Origin of the sequence: Sphingomonas sp. CCH5-D11, from assembly GCF_001557395.1 — a bacterium.
Classification (GTDB): domain Bacteria; phylum Pseudomonadota; class Alphaproteobacteria; order Sphingomonadales; family Sphingomonadaceae; genus Sphingomonas.
On the sequence record NZ_LSKH01000087.1, the window covers coordinates 1 to 16,479 of the forward strand.

Consider the following 16,479-nt stretch of genomic DNA (forward strand, 5'->3'; position numbering starts at 1 on the left):
CCGCCTCAGCCGATCAGAGCCGCGCCGTTCCGGTATAGGCAAACAGCAGATCGGCATCTTCGGAGGCGTGGAGCAGCTCCGGCCCCGTTACCAGCACGCATTCGCCCGCGCGCCAGGCCACGCCGCCGACTACGCCTTCGCCGCGGATCGGCACCAGCCAGCCGGGCTTCCCATCGGGCAGATTGATCTGGCGCTTGCCGCCGTTCCAGCGTTCGAGAACGAATTTGGGCCCTTCCACCAGGATCGTCCGCCCCGGCTCCACCGTGCCGGGCCGAAGCGGCGCGACATACGGTTCGAGATCCGCCACCGCGATGCCGTCATCCAGATGCAGCTCGCGTGGCCGGCCATAATCATAGAGGCGGTAGGTCGTGTCCGAATTCTGCTGCACTTCGATCAGCGTCAGCCCGGCGCCGATCGCATGCACCACCCCGGAATGCGAATAATAGAAATCGCCCGGCTTCACCGGCTTCCAGTCGAGCTTGTCCTCGATCGAGCCGTCGAGCGCGCTGGCCCGCAGTTCCTCCGCCGTCATTTTCTGCTTCGGGCCGATCGCGATGGTCGAATCCGGCTCCGCATCCAGGATCAGCCAGCATTCGTCCTTGCCGCGCGGCAGGCCACGCTTCTGCGCCTCCTCGTCGGACGGATGATCCTGCACCGACAGTTTTTCGCTGGTGAACAGATATTTGATCAGCATCTCCGGCTCTTCGGGATGCGGCGACTGGAACCACACCTCCCCGATCGGCTCGCCTTCGGGCGCCGGGTCGGGAAAGCCGGGGTATAATTTGTGTCTGCCCCACGGCTTTTCGACGCGCTTGGTGGCCAGCAAGGTTGCAGTCATGTGGATCCCCGCAAAGATGGGCTTTGTCTCTAACTCGTGAACGCCGTCCGAACCAATGCGTTTCCCGCCAGATCACGCCTTGCGCGTTTCAGCATTGTTCGCATGCGCGGCCCTGCGCTAAAGGCCCCCTCGATGCGTAACATTCCGTCTCGCCCACTCGTCGCCCTGCTGCTCGCGGCCATGGCTCTGCCGATCGCCGGTTGCGCCCGTAACCGCACCGGTGGCGACCTTCCCTATGTCGCGCGCGATGTGGGCACGCTGTACAGCGCCGCTCGGCAAAAGCTTGACCAGCGCCAGTATAAGGTTGCCGCCGCGTTGTTCGACGAGGTGGAGCGCCAGCATCCTTATTCCATCTGGGCGCGCCGCGCGCAGCTGATGGGGGCGTTCAGCAACTATCTGGCGCGCAACTATACCGAGGCAATCCAGGGTGCGCAGCGGTTCCTGTCGGTTCACCCCGGCAATCGCGATGCGCCTTATGCTTATTACCTCATCGCGATGAGCTATTACGAGCAGGTCAACGACGTTACGCGCGATCAGAAGATCACGGCGCAGGCGCAGGACGCACTGGGTGAGCTCACGCGCCGCTATCCCAACACCCGCTACGCCGCCGATGCCCGGCTGAAGATCGATCTCGTGCGCGATCACCTTGCGGGCAAGGAAATGGAGATCGGCCGCTTCTACGAGCGTCGCGGCCAGTGGCTTGCCGCCACCCTGCGCTTCCGCCGCGTGGTCGACGAATATCAGACAACGACGCACACGCCCGAGGCGCTGATGCGCCTGACCGAGACTTATCTGGCGCTCGGCGTGCGTGAAGAGGCGAAGCGGGCTGCGTCCGTGCTGGGTGCCAATTATCCGGAAACCTGGTGGTACCAGCGCGCCTTTGATCTCCTGGGCGAGAACCCGGCGCAGACGGTTCGCCCGCTTGCTCCCGGGGAGCAGGTGATCCCGCAGGCCACGGTGCCCAAGCCGGAAACGCCGATTCGCAAGGAAGTGGAGGTGCTGCCGGTCGACAGCGCGCCGACGCCGCGCGCGGAATCGCCCGGTGCCCCCACCCCGGCCACGCCGTCGGGCGGCGCCGGTGCCACGCCGGCCGGCAACAATCCGTCCACCGCCACGCCCACCGGCGTTCAGCCCGGCGCGCCGCCGACGTCGTCGAGCGACGTGCCGCAAGACCAGTGAGGCACCGCCCGGCTCGCCGGGCGTTCGCCCCTTCATGCTGACCGCGCTCTCGATCCGCGACGTGGTGCTGATCGAGGCGCTCGACCTCGAATTCGGCGCCGGCCTTGGCGTGCTCACCGGAGAAACGGGTGCCGGCAAGTCCATTCTGCTGGACGCGCTCGGCCTTGCGCTGGGCGGACGCGGCGACAGCGGGCTGGTCCGCCACGGCTCCACCCAGGCCAGCGTCACCGCCACGTTCGAGGCGCCGGCCGATCTCGCCACTTTGCTTTATGAGAACGGCATCGATGCGGAGCCGGGCGAGCCCTTGATCGTCCGCCGTGTCGTGAAGGCCGATGGCGGCAGCCGCGGCTTCGTCAACAATCAGCCCGCGTCCGCGGCGCTCTTGCGGGAGCTTGGCGCGCGGCTGGTCGAGATCCACGGCCAGCATGACGACCGCGGCCTGCTCAATCCGCGCGGCCACCGCAATCTGCTGGACACGTTCGCCCGGATCGACACCGCCACGGCAAGCGCCGCATGGCAGGCGTGGCGGGGGGCGGAAACGACGCTGGCCAGCGCGCGGGAAGAGATTGAGGCGGCAGCGCGCGACCGCGAGTGGCTGGACCACGCCGTCGCCGAGCTTGATGCGCTGGCACCACAGCCGGGCGAGGAAGAAACGCTCGCCGAACGCCGCCGCACGATGCAGCGGTCCGAGAAGATCGCCGAGGATCTGAACGCGCTGATCGACGCGCTGGAAGGCTCGGACGGCGCCCTTGCCCGCATGCGCCAGGCCGCGCGCATCCTGGACCGCATCTCTGCCGATCATTCCGCACTGGCTGAGGCGCTGACGGCGCTCGACCGCGCGGTGATCGAGGCTGGCAATGCTGGCGAGCAGGTGAGCGAGGCGATGCGGGCGCTCGCCTTTGATCCGCGGGCGCTTGAGGACGATGAGGCGCGGCTGTTCGAATTGCGCGGCATGGCGCGCAAGCACCGCGTGCAGCCGGACGATCTCGCCGCCCTCGCCGAAGAGCTTCGCGCCCGGCGCGAGCGGCTGGAGGCCGGGGAGGAAGGGATCGCCGCGCTCGAGGCAAAGGCAGCCGCCGCGCGCCAGGTCTATGCCACCGCCGCCGCCACGCTGTCGCAGGCACGCGCCGCCGCCGCGCAGCGGCTCGACATCGCCGTGGCGGCCGAATTGCCCCCGCTGAAGCTCGATTCCGCCCGGTTCCGCACCGCCGTCGCGCTTTTGCCGGAGGAGCAATGGGGCCCGATGGGCCAGGACCGGGTCGAGTTCGAGATCGCCACTAATCCCGGCGCCCCCTTCGGCCCGCTTATCAAGATCGCCTCGGGGGGCGAGCTGTCGCGCTTCATCCTGGCGCTGAAGGTCGCGCTGGCGGAAGAGGGCGGCGCGGCGACCATGATCTTTGACGAGATCGACCGCGGTGTCGGCGGCGCGGTGGCTTCCGCTATTGGCGAGCGGCTCCACCGCCTGGCGCAGCAGACTCAATTGCTGGTCGTCACCCACTCGCCGCAGGTCGCCGCGCGCGGCGCCGAGCATTTGCTGATCGCCAAGCGCAACGACGGCGTCGTCACCCGCACCGGCGTGCGTCAGCTCTCTTCGGCGGAGCGGCGTGAGGAAATCGCCCGAATGCTGTCGGGCGCGACCATCACCGAGGAAGCGCGCGCCCAGGCCGATCGCCTGATCGAAACGGCGTAAGGACGCGTTAGCGCGAAGCCTGTCATCGGTGTAAGGGCGCGCCGATGATCCGCCTCAGTGAATTGAAGCTGCCCCTTCACCATGCCGACGAAGCGCTCCCGGCTGCCATCTGCCGCCGCTTGCGGATCACCCCGCGCGAGTTGATCCGCTTCACGGTCGCCCGGCGCGGCCATGACGCGCGCGACAAGAGCAACATCAGCCTCGTCTATTCGGTTGATGTCGCGGTCAAGAACGAAGGCAATGTGCTCGCGCGGTTCCGCAAGGATCGCGACGTGCAGCTCACGCCGGACACCCGTTACCACCCGCCGGTCACCGCCCCCGTCGATGCGCCCCGGCCGGTCGTCATCGGCGCTGGCCCGTGCGGCCTCTTTGCCGCGCTGATCCTCGCGCAAGCTGGCTTCCGCCCCATCGTGCTGGAACGCGGGAAGGTGGTGCGCGAACGCACCAAGGACACCTGGGGCCTGTGGCGCCGCAGCGAGTTGAACCCCGAATCCAACGTGCAGTTCGGCGAAGGCGGCGCCGGCACCTTCTCGGACGGAAAGCTCTACAGCCGCATCAAGGATCCCCGGCACCTCAATCGCAAGGTGCTGACCGAGTTCGTGAAGGCCGGCGCGCCGCCCGAAATCCTGACGGAGGCGCACCCGCACATCGGCACCTTCCGCCTCGTCACCATGGTCGAAAGCATGCGTGCCTCGATCGAGGAACTCGGCGGGGAGTATCGTTTCTCCACCCGCGTCGACGGTCTCGACATCGAAACCGATGGCTCGGGCAACCGCAGGCTTCGCGGCCTTCACCTTCACAATGGCCAATATCTCGCCGCCAGCCATGTCGTCCTGGCGATCGGCCATAGCGCGCGCGACACCTTTGCCATGCTGCTGGACGCCGGCGTCCATGTGGAGGCGAAGCCGTTCTCGATCGGCGTCCGTATCGAACACCCGCAATCCTGGATCGACCGTTCGCGCTTCGGGCACGAGGCCGGCAACCCGATCCTGGGCGCAGCCGAATATCACATCTCGCACCATTGCTCGAACGGGCGCACCGTCTACAGCTTCTGCATGTGCCCCGGTGGCACGGTGGTCGCCGCCACTTCGGAAGAGGGCCGCGTCGCCACCAACGGCATGAGCCAATATTCCCGCAATGAGCGCAACGCCAACTCGGGCTTCGTGGTCGCGATCGATCCGGCGCGCGACTATCCGGGCGATGCCCTCGCCGGCATCCGGCTCCAGCGTCATTGGGAAGAGCGCGCCTTTGTCCTGGGTGGCAGCAACTACAAGGCGCCGGCACAGCGCGTGGGCGATTTCCTGGCCGGCCGGGCCTCCACCTCACTCGGCACCGTCGTTCCGTCCTATCGCCCGGGCGTCAACCCGACCGACCTTGCCGAATGCCTGCCCGATTTCGCAGTGGCAGCGATGCGTGAGGCACTTCCGGTGTTCGGCCGGCAGATTAAGGACTATGACCATCCCGATGTGGTGATGACCGGCGTCGAAACGCGCACGTCCTCCCCGGTCCGCTTCACCCGCGGCGAGGATGGGCACAGCCTCAACACGATCGGCCTCTTCCCCGCGGGCGAGGGCGCCGGCTATGCCGGCGGGATTCTCTCGGCGGCGGTAGACGGGATCAAGACGGCGGAAGCCGTCGCTTGGAGCATCGTCGGGGGATGACGCTTCTCCTGTTCAACAAGCCTTATGGCGTGCTCAGCCAGTTCACCGACCGCAGCATGTCGGAGGCGCGCGCCACGCTGTCCGACTATATCGACCGGCCCGGCGTCTACCCTGCCGGGCGCCTTGATCGCGACAGCGAGGGCCTGCTGCTGTTGACCGACGATGGCCGCCTGCAGGCCCGCATCGCCGATCCGAAGTTCAAGCTGCCCAAGACCTATCTCGTGCAGGTGGAGGGCGATGTCGCGGACGACGCCCTCGCCCGCCTGCGCGGCGGCGTCACCCTGAAGGACGGCCCGACCCGCCCTGCCGAGGTCGAGCGGATCGACGATCCGGCCTTGTGGCCACGCGATCCGCCGATCCGCTATCGCGCCGCCATCCCCGATTGCTGGCTTTCGCTGACGATCCGGGAAGGTCGCAACCGGCAGGTTCGCCGGATGACCGCCGCGGTCGGCCACCCCACCCTTCGCCTTGTGCGCTGGAGCATCGGCGACTGGACGCTGGCCGATCTGCCGCCGGGGCAGTTTCGCCACGCATGAAGATCTTTTTCGACGGTGGCCTGCGCCCCGCTCCCGCCGGCATGGAGCTGGCGGTCGTCGCTGCCGGTCGCAGCCATGTCGAGCGCGGCCTCGGCCCCGGCACCAGCATGGAGGCGGAGTGGCTGGCGCTGATCGCCGCCATGCGGCTGGTGGAGCGCCTGTCGCTCACTGACGCCGTTCTCCTCGGTGACGCCGCCGCCGTGATCGCGCAGGCGAATGGCACCATCAAGGTGCCGCGCGCCCATGTCGATCATCACGCCGCCTATCTGGCGCTGCCCCGCCCAGCGCGTTTCCGCCTCCGCCATATCAAGCGGACGCAGAACCTCGCCGGGATCGCGCTTGCGAAGGGCTGATCCGCCCTCAGCCGCGCTCTTCCCCGCATAGCCAGGCGGCGCAGGCGAGATCCTGAACGATGCTGCCCAGCGACTTGTACAGCGTCACGTCCTCGCCCGAGGTCCGGCCCGCGAGTGTCCCGGCAAATACCTCGCCAATCTCGCCCAGCACATGATGGTCGTCCACCAGGCCTTCCGCCTTGGCGCGCAGGAACTCCGCCCCCTGGTTCAGCACGCCGGCGCGGTGATCGGCGAAGAAACGGCTTCGCACCACCAGATCAGTCGCAATCTCCGCCGGCCCCGCCCGGCTTGATCCAACCGCGTTGATGTGCGCGCCGGGCCGAACGTCGCTGGCGCTCAGGATCGGCTCCGGCGCGGCGGTGACGGTGCAGATGATCCCCGCATCCGCCACCGCCTCGCGCACCGATGCCGCCACGTCGCACCCCAGTTCCTCCGCCAGCGCGGCGGCCTTGCGCGCGTCCCGGCCCCAGATCGTCACCCGCTGCAATGGTCGCACGGCGCGGATCGCCAGGATGTGGCGCTGCGCCTGCTCGCCCGTCCCCAGCACCGCCAGATGATCCGCGTCGCCACGCGCCAGCGCCTGTGTCGCCGCGGCGGATGCCGCCGCGGTGCGGATCGCCGTCACTTCTCCCGCGTCCACGACTGCGCTCGGCGCACCGCTCTCACGGTCGAACGTCACGATCAGCCCCTGGTGCGACATGCCGCCACGCGCGACGTTGCCGGGAAAGACGCTGACCAGCTTGGCGCCAAATGGCCCGGCGTCCAGCGCCCCCGGCATCACGCCAAAGGCATTCTCTCCGTCCAGATCGATGATGCCGCGAAGCAACTGGCGCGTCCGCCCTTGCGACAGCGCGATCATCGCCTCGCGGACCAGCGGCACCGCCACGTCGTAGCGCAGCCGCTCGGCAACCTCGCCCGCATCGATGAACCGGATGCTCATGCCGCCACCGCTTCGCGCGTGATCCGTCCCCGGAACCAGCGGATCAGCAGACTGGCATTGAAGAGCATGACCATTCCATAAATATTCTGCGTCACCGCCAGCGGCAGGCTCTCCAGCACGGTCAGCGTCAGGAACAGCGCCAGCGTCGCATTCTGCACGCCCGTCTCGATCGCCAGCGTCATGCGATCGCGCGCATTCAGCCCCAGCACCCGCCCGACCATCAGCCCAAAGGCCATGGCTGCGATGTTCAGCGCATAGATCGCCGGCGTCGCCGCGATCAGATTCTGCACCACCATGTCGAAGCTGACGACAACGGAAAAGCCGATCACCGCCACCAGCACGACGAACGCGGTGGGTCGCAGCCGCTGTGCGATGCGTGCCGCCGCCTCCGGCGCAAACCGGCGCACCACCATGCCCAGTGCGATCGGCGCCAGCGTGATCCGCGCCAGCTGCCCCATGGTGCTGACGATATCGAGCTGCGGCACCGTCGCGCCCGTCCCGCCCAGGAACCATGGCACCGCCCAGCGCAACAGGATCGGAATCGTGAACACAGTAACCACGCTGGTCATCAGCGTCAGCACCACCGCCAGCGCCAGATTACCCCGCCCGACGAACGTCAGCGCGTTGGATGTCGTGCCCGCCGGGCAGATGGATATGATGAACAGCCCCAGCGCCAGCTCCGGCGGCAGGCCGAACAGCGCGCCGACGGTGAGGCCAAGCAGCGGCAGCACCACCAGATGCGTGGCAAAGCCCGCCGCCGCGGCCCGGCCGCCCGAAAGGATCGCCGCAAAGTCCCGCAGCGCCAGCGTCAGCCCCATGCTGAACATGATCAGCGCCAGGCCGCACGGCACCAGCGCCTGATTGACGAAGGCGATCGCCTCCGGGCTCATGCGCCCCACACGTCGCCGGCGTAGCGGTGGAAGTTCGTCCCCATGACCTTCTCGATCCGCGCCGCCTTATGGCCCCGCTGCTCCAGCAACCCGATCAGCTTTTTGAACTGCCCCGGCCCGCTCAGATCCTCCACGAAGGGAAGCGTGTCAGGGTTCTCGCCCTTGGCTCCGATCCCCGCCGCGCGGCGTTCCGCAATCTCCTGCCGGATCGCGGCGCGGTAGGCGGCCATGTCGTCCACCGCGGTGGTGCCGCCATCGGTACCGAACCCGACATGATCCTCGCCGCACACGTTGATGGCATGTTCGATATGGGCGACCACGTCGGCCGCGCTGGCGACGCTCCGGGGATTGAGGAACGGCATGAAATAGATGCCGACGAAGCCGCCGCGTTCCGCCACCAGCCGCAGCTCCGCATCGGTCTTGTTGCGCGGCAGATCGGTCAGCGCGCGGCAGCCCGTGTGATTGATGGAGATCGGCTGGGCGGAATGGCGCGCCGCCTCCAGGCAGGTACGCTCGCCGCTGTGCGACAGGTCCACCATTACGCGATTGGCGTTCAGCCGCTCGATCACCGTGCGGCCAAAGGCGGTCAGTCCGCCATTGTCCGGCGCCATCGATCCGCTGCCCACCTTGTTGGCCGGATTGTAGGTCAGCTGGATCACGCGCACGCCAAGATCGGCGAAGGTGTCGACGCGACTGGCGTCATCGCCCAGCATGGTCGTGTTCTGGAAGCCGTAGATCACGCCGATCCGGCCGGTGTCGCGCGCGCGCAGGATGTCCGCCGCGGACGTCACCTTGATCAGCGCCTCCGGCCGCGCGCGGATGCGCCGCTCCCACACGCCGATCTCCCGCACCGTCAGCGTAAAGGGTTCGTCCGGTCCCGACACATGGCCCAGCGTGATGTTGATCGCGTCCATGCCCGATGCGCGCGCATCCGCGATCACGCGGTCGCTCAGCAGGCTCCGCGGCTCCACCGGCACCGCCCCATCGCCGCGCCGCGCGTTCGGATCACTGAAGCCGCCCAGCGCATTTACGATCAACATGTCGCGCTTGCCGCGCGCCTGCGCCGCTGTCGGCAGGGCACTCACGGCAACGGCAGCGCCGGCAAGCTGAAGAAAGGAACGTCGATCAGTCACGGCCCAGCTCCTCCGCAGTCACCGGCTTGAATTCCTCGCGCCCGTACGTGCGGCCGCGCTTCACCGTCATCACCACGCTGCGCATGTTCCCGATGTCGGCCAGCGGATCGCGGGCTAGCACCACCATATTGGCAAGCTTGCCCGGCGCGATGCTGCCCATGTCGCTTTGCTGCCCCATCGCCTGCGCCCCGACGAGGGTGGCCGAACGGATCGCCTCCGCCGGCTTGAACCCGGCTTTCGATACCAGCAGCTCGATCTCGTCGAACAGGGCCGGATAGGGCGCGCCCGCTTCCGTGTCGCCATCGGTCCCGGCGGAAATCTGGACCCCCGCCTTGTGCGCCTGCGCGGTCAGCGCGGCGGCGAGATCGAGCGAGCAATAGGCCGGCGCCCCGCCCTTCTGCGCACGCTTCTCGCCCTCCTGATACACCCGCAGCGTGGCATCCAGCAGCATGCCGCGTTCGCGCATGGTGGCGAACAGCCCCGCCATCACCCGATTGTCGCGCGCCATGAACGGCGCAGGGTCGATCGCCACGCGCTGCTGATAGGTGGCGGGCCGCTTCTCCACCGCCTGATAGGCCAGGTAGCAGCTGTGCGACACGACGTCCGGCCCGGCGGCGATCACGTCGGCCGGCGGGGTCGGAAATACCATGCCATGCGCCCACACCTGCATGTTCTGGCGATGTGCCTCCTGCGTGATCCGGGCGATCAGATCGGCCGGCAGGTTGGCGTAGATCTTGATCGCGGTGGCCCCCGTGCCCTTCGCGCGCGCAACCGCGAGCGGCAGGTCGGTCTGGTGATCGATCGCCTGCATCCACGCGCCGGTTCCGGGCTTCACCCCGGCGCTGACGGCCAAGGTTCGCGGATCATCGAAGAAGCTCGGCCCGGCAAACAGCGCGGCGTAATAAAGGTCAGGCGAGGCGATCTCCCCCACCAGGGCGGCGCGCGCGATCTCGGCCACCGATCGCAGGTCATCGGCCATGATCCGCGTGCCGGTGACGCCGCTGTAGAGATCCCGCCGCATCAGCGCCTCGGCGCGGCGGCGGTTCGGCGGCGTCGCGATATGCTGGTGGCTGTCGATCAGCCCGGGCAGCAGATAGCGGCCGGTGAGGTCAACGATGCGCGCGCCCTTCAGCATCTCCGGCGTAACCTTCGCATCGGGCACGACCGCCTCGACCCGTTCGCCGCGCGTCACCACGGTCATTCCGCGCGATGCGGCGCTGCCGGTGCCGTCGATCAGCGTGGCATGGCGATAGATGGTCGCCGGCTTGGGCGCGGCGGATGGCGCACCTGCGCTGGCCATCGTCGGCATGGCCACCGCCAACGCCGCCACCAGAAACTTCAACCGCATCTACTCCCCCTGCTCCCCCGGGCGAACCGCACCGATCGCGGCTTCGCCCTTTCCCCAGCTTCGCGCGTACGGCACCGCTGCGCCAGCGCCATAACGCTTCCTCGCCGATGCAGTGGCTGCATGACCAGCACCGGGCAAGCCGCGCCCGGTCAGAAATTTCGCTTTTCAGCCCCTGTTCTTTGTCACATTAGCGAACAAAGGTGCGAAGTGTGAACATCTGCAACGGGGGGATATGAATGTCGGCACTGCTTTTGGCTCTGGCGCTGGCGGGATCGCCAGCCACTTCGCCCGCTCGCCCGGCCGAGCTTCAGATGCCGGCGATCCTGCCGCTCGAGCGGCGCGCCGAAACCGAGGACCGTTGGCTGAAGCTGCGCTTCGAACAGGTCCTCCCCACGCTGATGCGGCGCGACAAGGTGCAGATGTGGGTGCTGGTCGCCGGCGAGTATAACGAAGATCCGGTGATGGCGACGATGCTGCCGGCCACCTGGCTCCACGCGCGCCGCCGCACCATCCTCGTCTTCTTCGATCCGGGCGAGGGCAAGCCGATCGAGAAGCTGGCGCTCGCCCGCTATCCGGTCGGCGACTTCCAGCCGGCCTGGAACCCGGACGAGCAGCCCGATCAATGGGCGGAGCTGGCCAGGATCATCGCTGAGCGCAATCCCGCAACCATCGCGCTCAACCGATCGGAGGGTTTCCCGCTCGCCGACGGCCTCAGCTCCACCCATTATGAGGCAATCGTCCGCGCACTCGGCCCTGACATGGCGAAGCGCCTCGTCTCGCACGAACGGCTCGCGCTCGGCTGGCTGGAGACCCGCATCCCGGAGGAGATGGCGAGCTATCCGATCGTCTCGCGCATTTCGCATTCGATCATCGAGGAGGGCTTCTCCGAACGCGTCATCACCCCGGGCGTCACCACCTCCGACGATGTCGTCTGGTGGTTCCGCAATCGCATCAACGCGCTCGGGCTGGACACCTGGTTCCAGCCCAGCGTCGCGATCCAGCGCGCCGACGGGGGCAAGTTCAGCGTGCAGGAGATGGGCCACCGCGGCGACACGATCATCATGCCGGGCGACATGCTGCACGTCGATTTCGGCATCACCTATCTCGGTCTCAACACCGACATTCAGCGGCTCGCGTATGTCCTGAAGCCGGGTGAGACACAGGCGCCCAAGGGCCTGCGCGATGGCATGGCGGCGATGAACCGCGTGCGCGCCGCCACCATCGCGGCGCTGAAGCCGGGCCGCACCGGCAATGAGGTGCTGGCAGCCGCACGGCGCCAAGTGGAAGCCGAGGGGATCGACGGCACGATCTATTCACACCCGATCGGCTATCACGGCCACGGCGCCGGCACCTGGATCGGCGCCTGGGAAAGCCAGAAGCCGGCGCCCGGCCGCGGCGATTATAGCATCGATCCGAACACCGCCTGGTCGATCGAGCTGAATGCGCAGGCGAACGTGCCCGAATGGGGCGGCCAGAAGGTCCGCTTCATGCACGAGGAAGACGGCTTCCTCTCACCGGACGGCACCTTCCGCTTCCTCGACGGCGGGCAGGAGGAATTCATCCTCCTACCACGCCCCTAGGCCACAAACGCTTCGTCCGCGCGGCCCAAACACAGGCAAAAACGATACTAATCACCAAAACTTCGTCACCCCGGCCCTGTGCCGGGGTCCAGGTTTCCGCGCATCCTCCCGCTTAAGGTCTGCGGCACGCTGGATGCCGGGACAAGCCCGGCATGACGGGTCGGATGATGCACAACTTCCCCGTTATCCTGACATTCGATCTAACTCTCGCAACTCTACCACCAAAAAGAAGGGCCTCACCCGTCGCCGGATGAGACCCAGTTTTGGGCAAGGGAGTTAACCGCCGGCGCCGCCTCAGCGCGCGTCGATCAGGTGAAACTTGGTCTGCCGGCCATCGATGTAGCGGACAGTTTGGCCGTCGAAGAAAGCGTCCTCTTCCGTCTTGAAGTCGACCATCTGCCCGCCCCACTCGGGCACCGCCTTGGTCGCCATCAGCTCGATCGACCAGGCGATGTTCGGCCGCAGCTTGTATTCGCCGGTCGGCACGAACTTCTGCTCTTCCGACAGGCCGATCGAGCTGCCCGCACCATGGCCGTGATAGCCGATCGGGTGCGAATAGATCGTCGGCTTCAGCCCCGCCGCAATCGCCTTCGCACGCGCGCGGTTCAGCACTTCATTGCCGGTCACGCCGACGCGAAACTCGCTGGTCACCGCATCCTGAACGAGGTTGTTGTCGCGAAGTCCCGCCTTCAGCCCGGCCGGCACGTCCGTCTCGCCGTCGCGCAGCACATAGGCGACATGCTGCGTATCCGTGCTGAAGTTCAGGTAGTGAATGCCGAAGTCGACGCGCAGCATGTCGCCCTTCTGGATCACGCTCGCCTTTTCGCGCAGCACGCCCGGCACGCCTTTGCGCGTCACTTCCACCGAAGGGTGGAACCACGATGCCAGGCCAAGGTCCGCGACGCGCTGGCGATACCACCACACGAGATCCTCGTTGGTCGTCACGCCCGGCTTCACCACCGCGGCCGAGAAGCCTTCGCCGATGATCGCATGCGCCACGCGCACGATCTCGGGATAGACCTTCATCTCTTCCGGCGTGCGCGTCTCCAGCCAGCCGATGGCCAGTGGATAGCCGGAGACGATGCGCCCCTGCTGCTCGGGCGTCAGCGCCTTCATCAGGTCGGTATACTGGCTGTGGGTCAGGCCATCGCCGAACGCCGTCAGGGAGGAGATGTTGAGCGCGATCTTCTTCGGGTTGCGCTCGGCGATCAGCTCGCGGACGCTCGCGAACTGGTCGGGCTGCTTCTCCATGTCCCACACCGGCTGGTACAGGGCGCCCATGCCGTGCTTGCTGACGACCAGCCGCTCGATCGGCTTGCCCTCGCCCGGATCGAAATAGATGAGGATCGTCCGACGCCGCGCCCGCAAATTGGTCGCGTTCAGCATGGTCGAAACGACCGGGTCCTCCAGATACTCCCGCGCGATCAGCACCCACATGTCGATGCCATTCTCGCGCATCAGCTGCGGCAGCACCGTCTGGAAGCGGCGCTCCAGCCAGGCGTCGCGCAGCTGCGCCTGATCGCGCAGGCTCATGATCTTCGGCAGTGCCGGCGACATGGACTGTTCTTCCTGCGCCATCGCTGCGGGCGCGAGCGCCATCATGGCGAACGCCGCAGCGCCGCCCAACAGGCTCTTCATTCCTGGCATCACGCCCTCCCCTTCTATCCGAATGGCTTGTCGAGCGAGGATGGCGGCTGCGTGAAGAAGCGCGGCCCCTGCTCGGTCATGAAGAAACAATCCTCGATGCGGATGCCGAACTTGCCCGGCAGGTAGAGGCCCGGCTCGTTCGAAAAGCACATGCCCGGCGCCAGCGGCGTGGTTTCGCCATGCACCAGGTTCACCGGCTCGTGCACGTCGAGGCCGATGCCATGGCCGGTGCGATGCGACAGGCCCGGCAGGGCGTAGCGCGGACCGTAACCCAGCTTCTCGTAATAGCGGCGCACGGCATCATCCACGCTGCCCGCCGGCGCGCCGACCTTCGCCGCCTCCATCGCCACCGTCATCCCCTGGCGCATATGGCCGAACACGCGCCGCTGCTCCGCCGTCGGCTCACCGAAGACGAAGGTGCGGGAAATGTCGGAGACATAGCCGTGCACGCTGCAGGTGCAGTCCATCAGCACGACGGTGCCTTCGGAGACCTTCAGTCGCTCCTTGGACCCATGCGGCAGTGCGCTGCCCGGCCCCACCTGCGCGCTGCTCGACGCGCGCTGGCCACCGTTGCGGGTGAGTTCCCGCTCCATGATCGCGTTGATCTCATTGCCGGTCATGCCCGCCTGCACCTGGCCATAAGTGGCGCGATAGGCGGCGATCATGATGTCGTTTGCCCGCTGCATCAGCGCGATTTCGGCCGGGCTCTTGATCATGCGCAGCGCATTGACCGGCGCGGCGCCCGATACCGTCTTCAGGTCCGGCAGCAGCCGGCGGACGCCATCGACGATGAAGAAGCGCGTCGTCTCCTCTACCGCCAGCGTGCCGGCGTCGAGCTTCTTCTCCTTCAGCCACCCCGCGATCACCGCAAAGGGGCTTTCGTCCTCCTGCCACACGCGCACCTCGCCCGGCACGTCCAGCATCTCGCGGATCGAAGGCTCCTCGAAGAAGGGCGTAACGATCAGCACCGGGCCATCGGCGGGGATCACCGCCGCGGTGGTCCGCTCGCTGCGCCACCAGTCGACCCCGGTGAAATAGACGAGGCTCGATCCCGCCTCGACCAGCAGCGCCGACAGGTTGCGCCGGCGAAGCTCCGCCTGCATCCGCGTCAGCCGCGCCTCGCGCTCGGCCCGGCTGATCGGCGCGACGGGGGTAAGCGACGCTGCCGCCGCGCCCTGCCCGGCGAACGCCGCGCCCGGCAGCGCCGCAAGCGCGCTCCCCGCCGCCGCGCCGCGCAGCACGTCGCGTCGTGCCAGCGCGCCGATCACTTGCGACCTCCCAGGTCGCGCAGCAGCACGTCCCAATAATCGAGCTGCTTCAGATACGCCGCGATCGGCACGCGCTCGTCCGTCCCATGGGCGCGGGAATCGTCCGCCCCCAGCGCCAGCGCGCCCGCGCCATAGGTCGGGATGCCGGCGCTGCGGAATTCGCGGCCGTCGGTGCCGCCGGAAGACATGCTCGGCTTCAGCGTCACGCCCGGATAGGTCGCGTCCATCGCCTTCTGGAGCCGGGCGAACAGCGCTGGATTGACCGGTGACACCGGGCTCTCGACGCCTTCGCCGACCAGCGCCACGCTCAGCTTGTCGTCACCGATGGTCTGCGCGATCCTCGCCCGCACATCCTCCACCTTGGTGCCCGGGAAGATGCGGCAGTTCACGTTCGCGGTCGCATTCTGCGGCAGCGCGTTGGGCGCATTGCCCGCCTGAAGCATGGTCGCCACACAGGTCGTCCACAGGATGTTCGCCTGGTGCGGGTATTTCTCCGCCACCGTGCGCGCCGCCGCATCGTTCGGGTTCGCCAGCAGCGTGGTCAGCGCATTGCCCAGCTCGCCGCCCTTCTCCTTCGCCATGTCGGCGACCATGATGCGGGTGATCTCGTTGAATTCGACCGGGAAGCGAAGCGCCTCCAGCTTGGTCAGCGCGCGGGCGAGATCGTAGATCGCATTGTCGGCGCGCGGCGCGGAGCTGTGCCCGCCGGGGTTCTTCGCGGCGATCACATAATTGGCGTAGGTCTTCTCGGCCGCCTGGATGTTGAAGCGATATTTGCCGTCCGCGCCGATCTGCCCCGATCCGGCGTCGGAATTCAGCGCGAACTCGGCGCGCGAGACGAGCGGATGCTTGGTCAGCGCCCGCGTCGTCAGCATGCCGGTCTCCTCGTCGCCCGAGAAGGCGAGCAGCAGGTCACGCTCCGGCACGAAGCCCGCGCGCTTCAGGCGAATGAAGCTCGCGACCAGCGCGGTCACGCCGGCCTTGTTGTCGGTCGAGCCGCGCCCGTAAATGTACCCGTCCTTCTCGGTCGGCACATAGGGGTCGGTGGACCAGTTCTCCTTCAGCGCATCGACCACGTCCATGTGGCCGAGGAACGCGATTGGCTTCGCGCCCGGATTGCGCCCGGCATAGCGCACGACGAGGCCCGCGGTCTTCTCGCCATCGATCTCGACCGGCACGGTCATGATCTCGTCCGCCTTGAAGCCCGCCTCGCCCAGCCGCGCCGAATATTTCTCGATCAGCGCCGGCACCTGCCCGCGCCCTTTGGCGGTCGGCGTGGCGATCGCCTCTTCCAGCATCTGGCGTGCCATCGCCCGGTCGGCGTCGGTCACGGGCGCGGCCGTAGCCGCCATGGCACCCGATGACAGGACAAGCGCCATCGCGGCACCGGCACACCAACGCAATTTCATGATCATT

Annotated in this window: 14 protein-coding genes; 6 read left to right on the forward strand and 8 right to left on the reverse strand. The window is 67.5% G+C overall.

From position 1 onward, the window contains the following. Positions 1-13: 13 nt before the first annotated feature. Positions 14-838 carry a class I mannose-6-phosphate isomerase gene (locus tag AX702_RS05540; protein ID WP_066777216.1) on the reverse strand — a complete coding sequence of 275 codons (825 nt, stop codon included), beginning with the start codon at positions 836-838 and terminating at the stop codon, positions 14-16. A gap of 132 nt (positions 839-970) precedes the next feature. On the opposite strand from AX702_RS05540, the gene bamD reads away from it, so the two are divergent. The 5 genes from bamD to AX702_RS05565 are packed head-to-tail and all read left to right on the forward strand — an operon-like array spanning position 971 to position 6,257. Next, positions 971-2,017: an outer membrane protein assembly factor BamD gene (gene bamD, locus AX702_RS05545; RefSeq protein ID WP_066777219.1), complete on the forward strand. Its 1,047-nt coding sequence runs from the start codon at positions 971-973 to the stop codon at positions 2,015-2,017. A gap of 34 nt (positions 2,018-2,051) precedes the next feature. Beyond that, a complete protein-coding gene (gene recN / locus AX702_RS05550; RefSeq protein ID WP_066777222.1) occupies positions 2,052-3,707 on the forward strand; it encodes a DNA repair protein RecN in 1,656 nt (551 codons plus the stop codon). A 44-nt stretch (positions 3,708-3,751) separates the two neighbouring features. Then, positions 3,752-5,368 carry an NAD(P)/FAD-dependent oxidoreductase gene (locus AX702_RS05555; RefSeq protein WP_066777224.1) on the forward strand — a complete coding sequence of 539 codons (1,617 nt, stop codon included), beginning with the start codon at positions 3,752-3,754 and terminating at the stop codon, positions 5,366-5,368. Further along, positions 5,365-5,904: a pseudouridine synthase gene (locus AX702_RS05560; RefSeq protein WP_066777226.1), complete on the forward strand. Its 540-nt coding sequence runs from the start codon at positions 5,365-5,367 to the stop codon at positions 5,902-5,904. The genes AX702_RS05555 and AX702_RS05560 overlap by 4 nt, the downstream gene beginning before the upstream one ends. Beyond that, positions 5,901-6,257: a reverse transcriptase-like protein gene (locus AX702_RS05565; RefSeq protein WP_066777233.1), complete on the forward strand. Its 357-nt coding sequence runs from the start codon at positions 5,901-5,903 to the stop codon at positions 6,255-6,257. The genes AX702_RS05560 and AX702_RS05565 overlap by 4 nt, the downstream gene beginning before the upstream one ends. A 7-nt stretch (positions 6,258-6,264) precedes the next feature. Here the strand turns inward: AX702_RS05565 and AX702_RS05570 are convergent, their stop codons facing one another. Genes AX702_RS05570 through AX702_RS05585 form a run of 4 tightly spaced genes read right to left on the reverse strand, consistent with a single transcriptional unit; the run spans position 6,265 to position 10,568 of the window. Beyond that, entirely contained in the window at positions 6,265-7,197 is a 933-nt protein-coding gene (locus AX702_RS05570; RefSeq protein ID WP_066777236.1) for an ornithine cyclodeaminase family protein, read from the reverse strand. Continuing rightward, positions 7,194-8,087, reverse strand: coding sequence for a bile acid:sodium symporter family protein (locus AX702_RS05575; protein WP_066777239.1), 894 nt, complete (start codon positions 8,085-8,087; stop codon positions 7,194-7,196). The genes AX702_RS05570 and AX702_RS05575 overlap by 4 nt, the downstream gene beginning before the upstream one ends. Next, the gene (locus AX702_RS05580) at positions 8,084-9,220 is read right to left on the reverse strand and encodes a dipeptidase (protein WP_066777242.1); all 1,137 of its coding nucleotides are present in this window, start codon (positions 9,218-9,220) and stop codon (positions 8,084-8,086) included. The genes AX702_RS05575 and AX702_RS05580 overlap by 4 nt, the downstream gene beginning before the upstream one ends. After that, the gene (locus AX702_RS05585) at positions 9,213-10,568 is read right to left on the reverse strand and encodes an amidohydrolase family protein (protein ID WP_066777245.1); all 1,356 of its coding nucleotides are present in this window, start codon (positions 10,566-10,568) and stop codon (positions 9,213-9,215) included. Before AX702_RS05585 ends, AX702_RS05580 begins: the two co-directional genes overlap by 8 nt. Positions 10,569-10,804: 236 nt before the next feature. Here AX702_RS05585 and AX702_RS05590 point away from each other — a divergent pair, with 236 nt between their 5' ends. Further along, a complete protein-coding gene (locus AX702_RS05590) occupies positions 10,805-12,148 on the forward strand; it encodes a M24 family metallopeptidase (protein ID WP_066777249.1) in 1,344 nt (447 codons plus the stop codon). A gap of 294 nt (positions 12,149-12,442) precedes the next feature. Here AX702_RS05590 and AX702_RS05595 read toward each other — a convergent pair whose 3' ends face one another. The 3 genes from AX702_RS05595 to AX702_RS05605 are packed head-to-tail and all read right to left on the reverse strand — an operon-like array spanning position 12,443 to position 16,472. Further along, complete coding sequence (locus tag AX702_RS05595) at positions 12,443-13,786, reverse strand: M24 family metallopeptidase (protein ID WP_066777251.1); 1,344 nt, start codon at positions 13,784-13,786, stop codon at positions 12,443-12,445. 23 nt (positions 13,787-13,809) lie between these two features. Continuing rightward, positions 13,810-15,063, reverse strand: coding sequence for a M24 family metallopeptidase (locus AX702_RS05600; RefSeq protein WP_066777254.1), 1,254 nt, complete (start codon positions 15,061-15,063; stop codon positions 13,810-13,812). After that, entirely contained in the window at positions 15,060-16,472 is a 1,413-nt protein-coding gene (locus tag AX702_RS05605) for a M20/M25/M40 family metallo-hydrolase (RefSeq protein WP_197420502.1), read from the reverse strand. Before AX702_RS05605 ends, AX702_RS05600 begins: the two co-directional genes overlap by 4 nt. Positions 16,473-16,479 lie beyond the last annotated feature (7 nt).

What these genes read in the sequence shown, in the direction of transcription:
- AX702_RS05540 (WP_066777216.1), bottom strand. Translation starts at nt 838, where the DNA reads ATGACTGCAACCTTGCTGGCCACCAAGCGCGTCGAAAAGCCGTGGGGC.
- bamD (WP_066777219.1), top strand. Translation starts at nt 971, where the DNA reads ATGCGTAACATTCCGTCTCGCCCACTCGTCGCCCTGCTGCTCGCGGCC.
- recN (WP_066777222.1), top strand. Translation starts at nt 2,052, where the DNA reads ATGCTGACCGCGCTCTCGATCCGCGACGTGGTGCTGATCGAGGCGCTC.
- AX702_RS05555 (WP_066777224.1), top strand. Translation starts at nt 3,752, where the DNA reads ATGATCCGCCTCAGTGAATTGAAGCTGCCCCTTCACCATGCCGACGAA.
- AX702_RS05560 (WP_066777226.1), top strand. Translation starts at nt 5,365, where the DNA reads ATGACGCTTCTCCTGTTCAACAAGCCTTATGGCGTGCTCAGCCAGTTC.
- AX702_RS05565 (WP_066777233.1), top strand. Translation starts at nt 5,901, where the DNA reads ATGAAGATCTTTTTCGACGGTGGCCTGCGCCCCGCTCCCGCCGGCATG.
- AX702_RS05570 (WP_066777236.1), bottom strand. Translation starts at nt 7,197, where the DNA reads ATGAGCATCCGGTTCATCGATGCGGGCGAGGTTGCCGAGCGGCTGCGC.
- AX702_RS05575 (WP_066777239.1), bottom strand. Translation starts at nt 8,087, where the DNA reads ATGAGCCCGGAGGCGATCGCCTTCGTCAATCAGGCGCTGGTGCCGTGC.
- AX702_RS05585 (WP_066777245.1), bottom strand. Translation starts at nt 10,568, where the DNA reads ATGCGGTTGAAGTTTCTGGTGGCGGCGTTGGCGGTGGCCATGCCGACG.
- AX702_RS05590 (WP_066777249.1), top strand. Translation starts at nt 10,805, where the DNA reads ATGTCGGCACTGCTTTTGGCTCTGGCGCTGGCGGGATCGCCAGCCACT.
- AX702_RS05595 (WP_066777251.1), bottom strand. Translation starts at nt 13,786, where the DNA reads ATGAAGAGCCTGTTGGGCGGCGCTGCGGCGTTCGCCATGATGGCGCTC.
- AX702_RS05605 (WP_197420502.1), bottom strand. Translation starts at nt 16,472, where the DNA reads ATGAAATTGCGTTGGTGTGCCGGTGCCGCGATGGCGCTTGTCCTGTCA.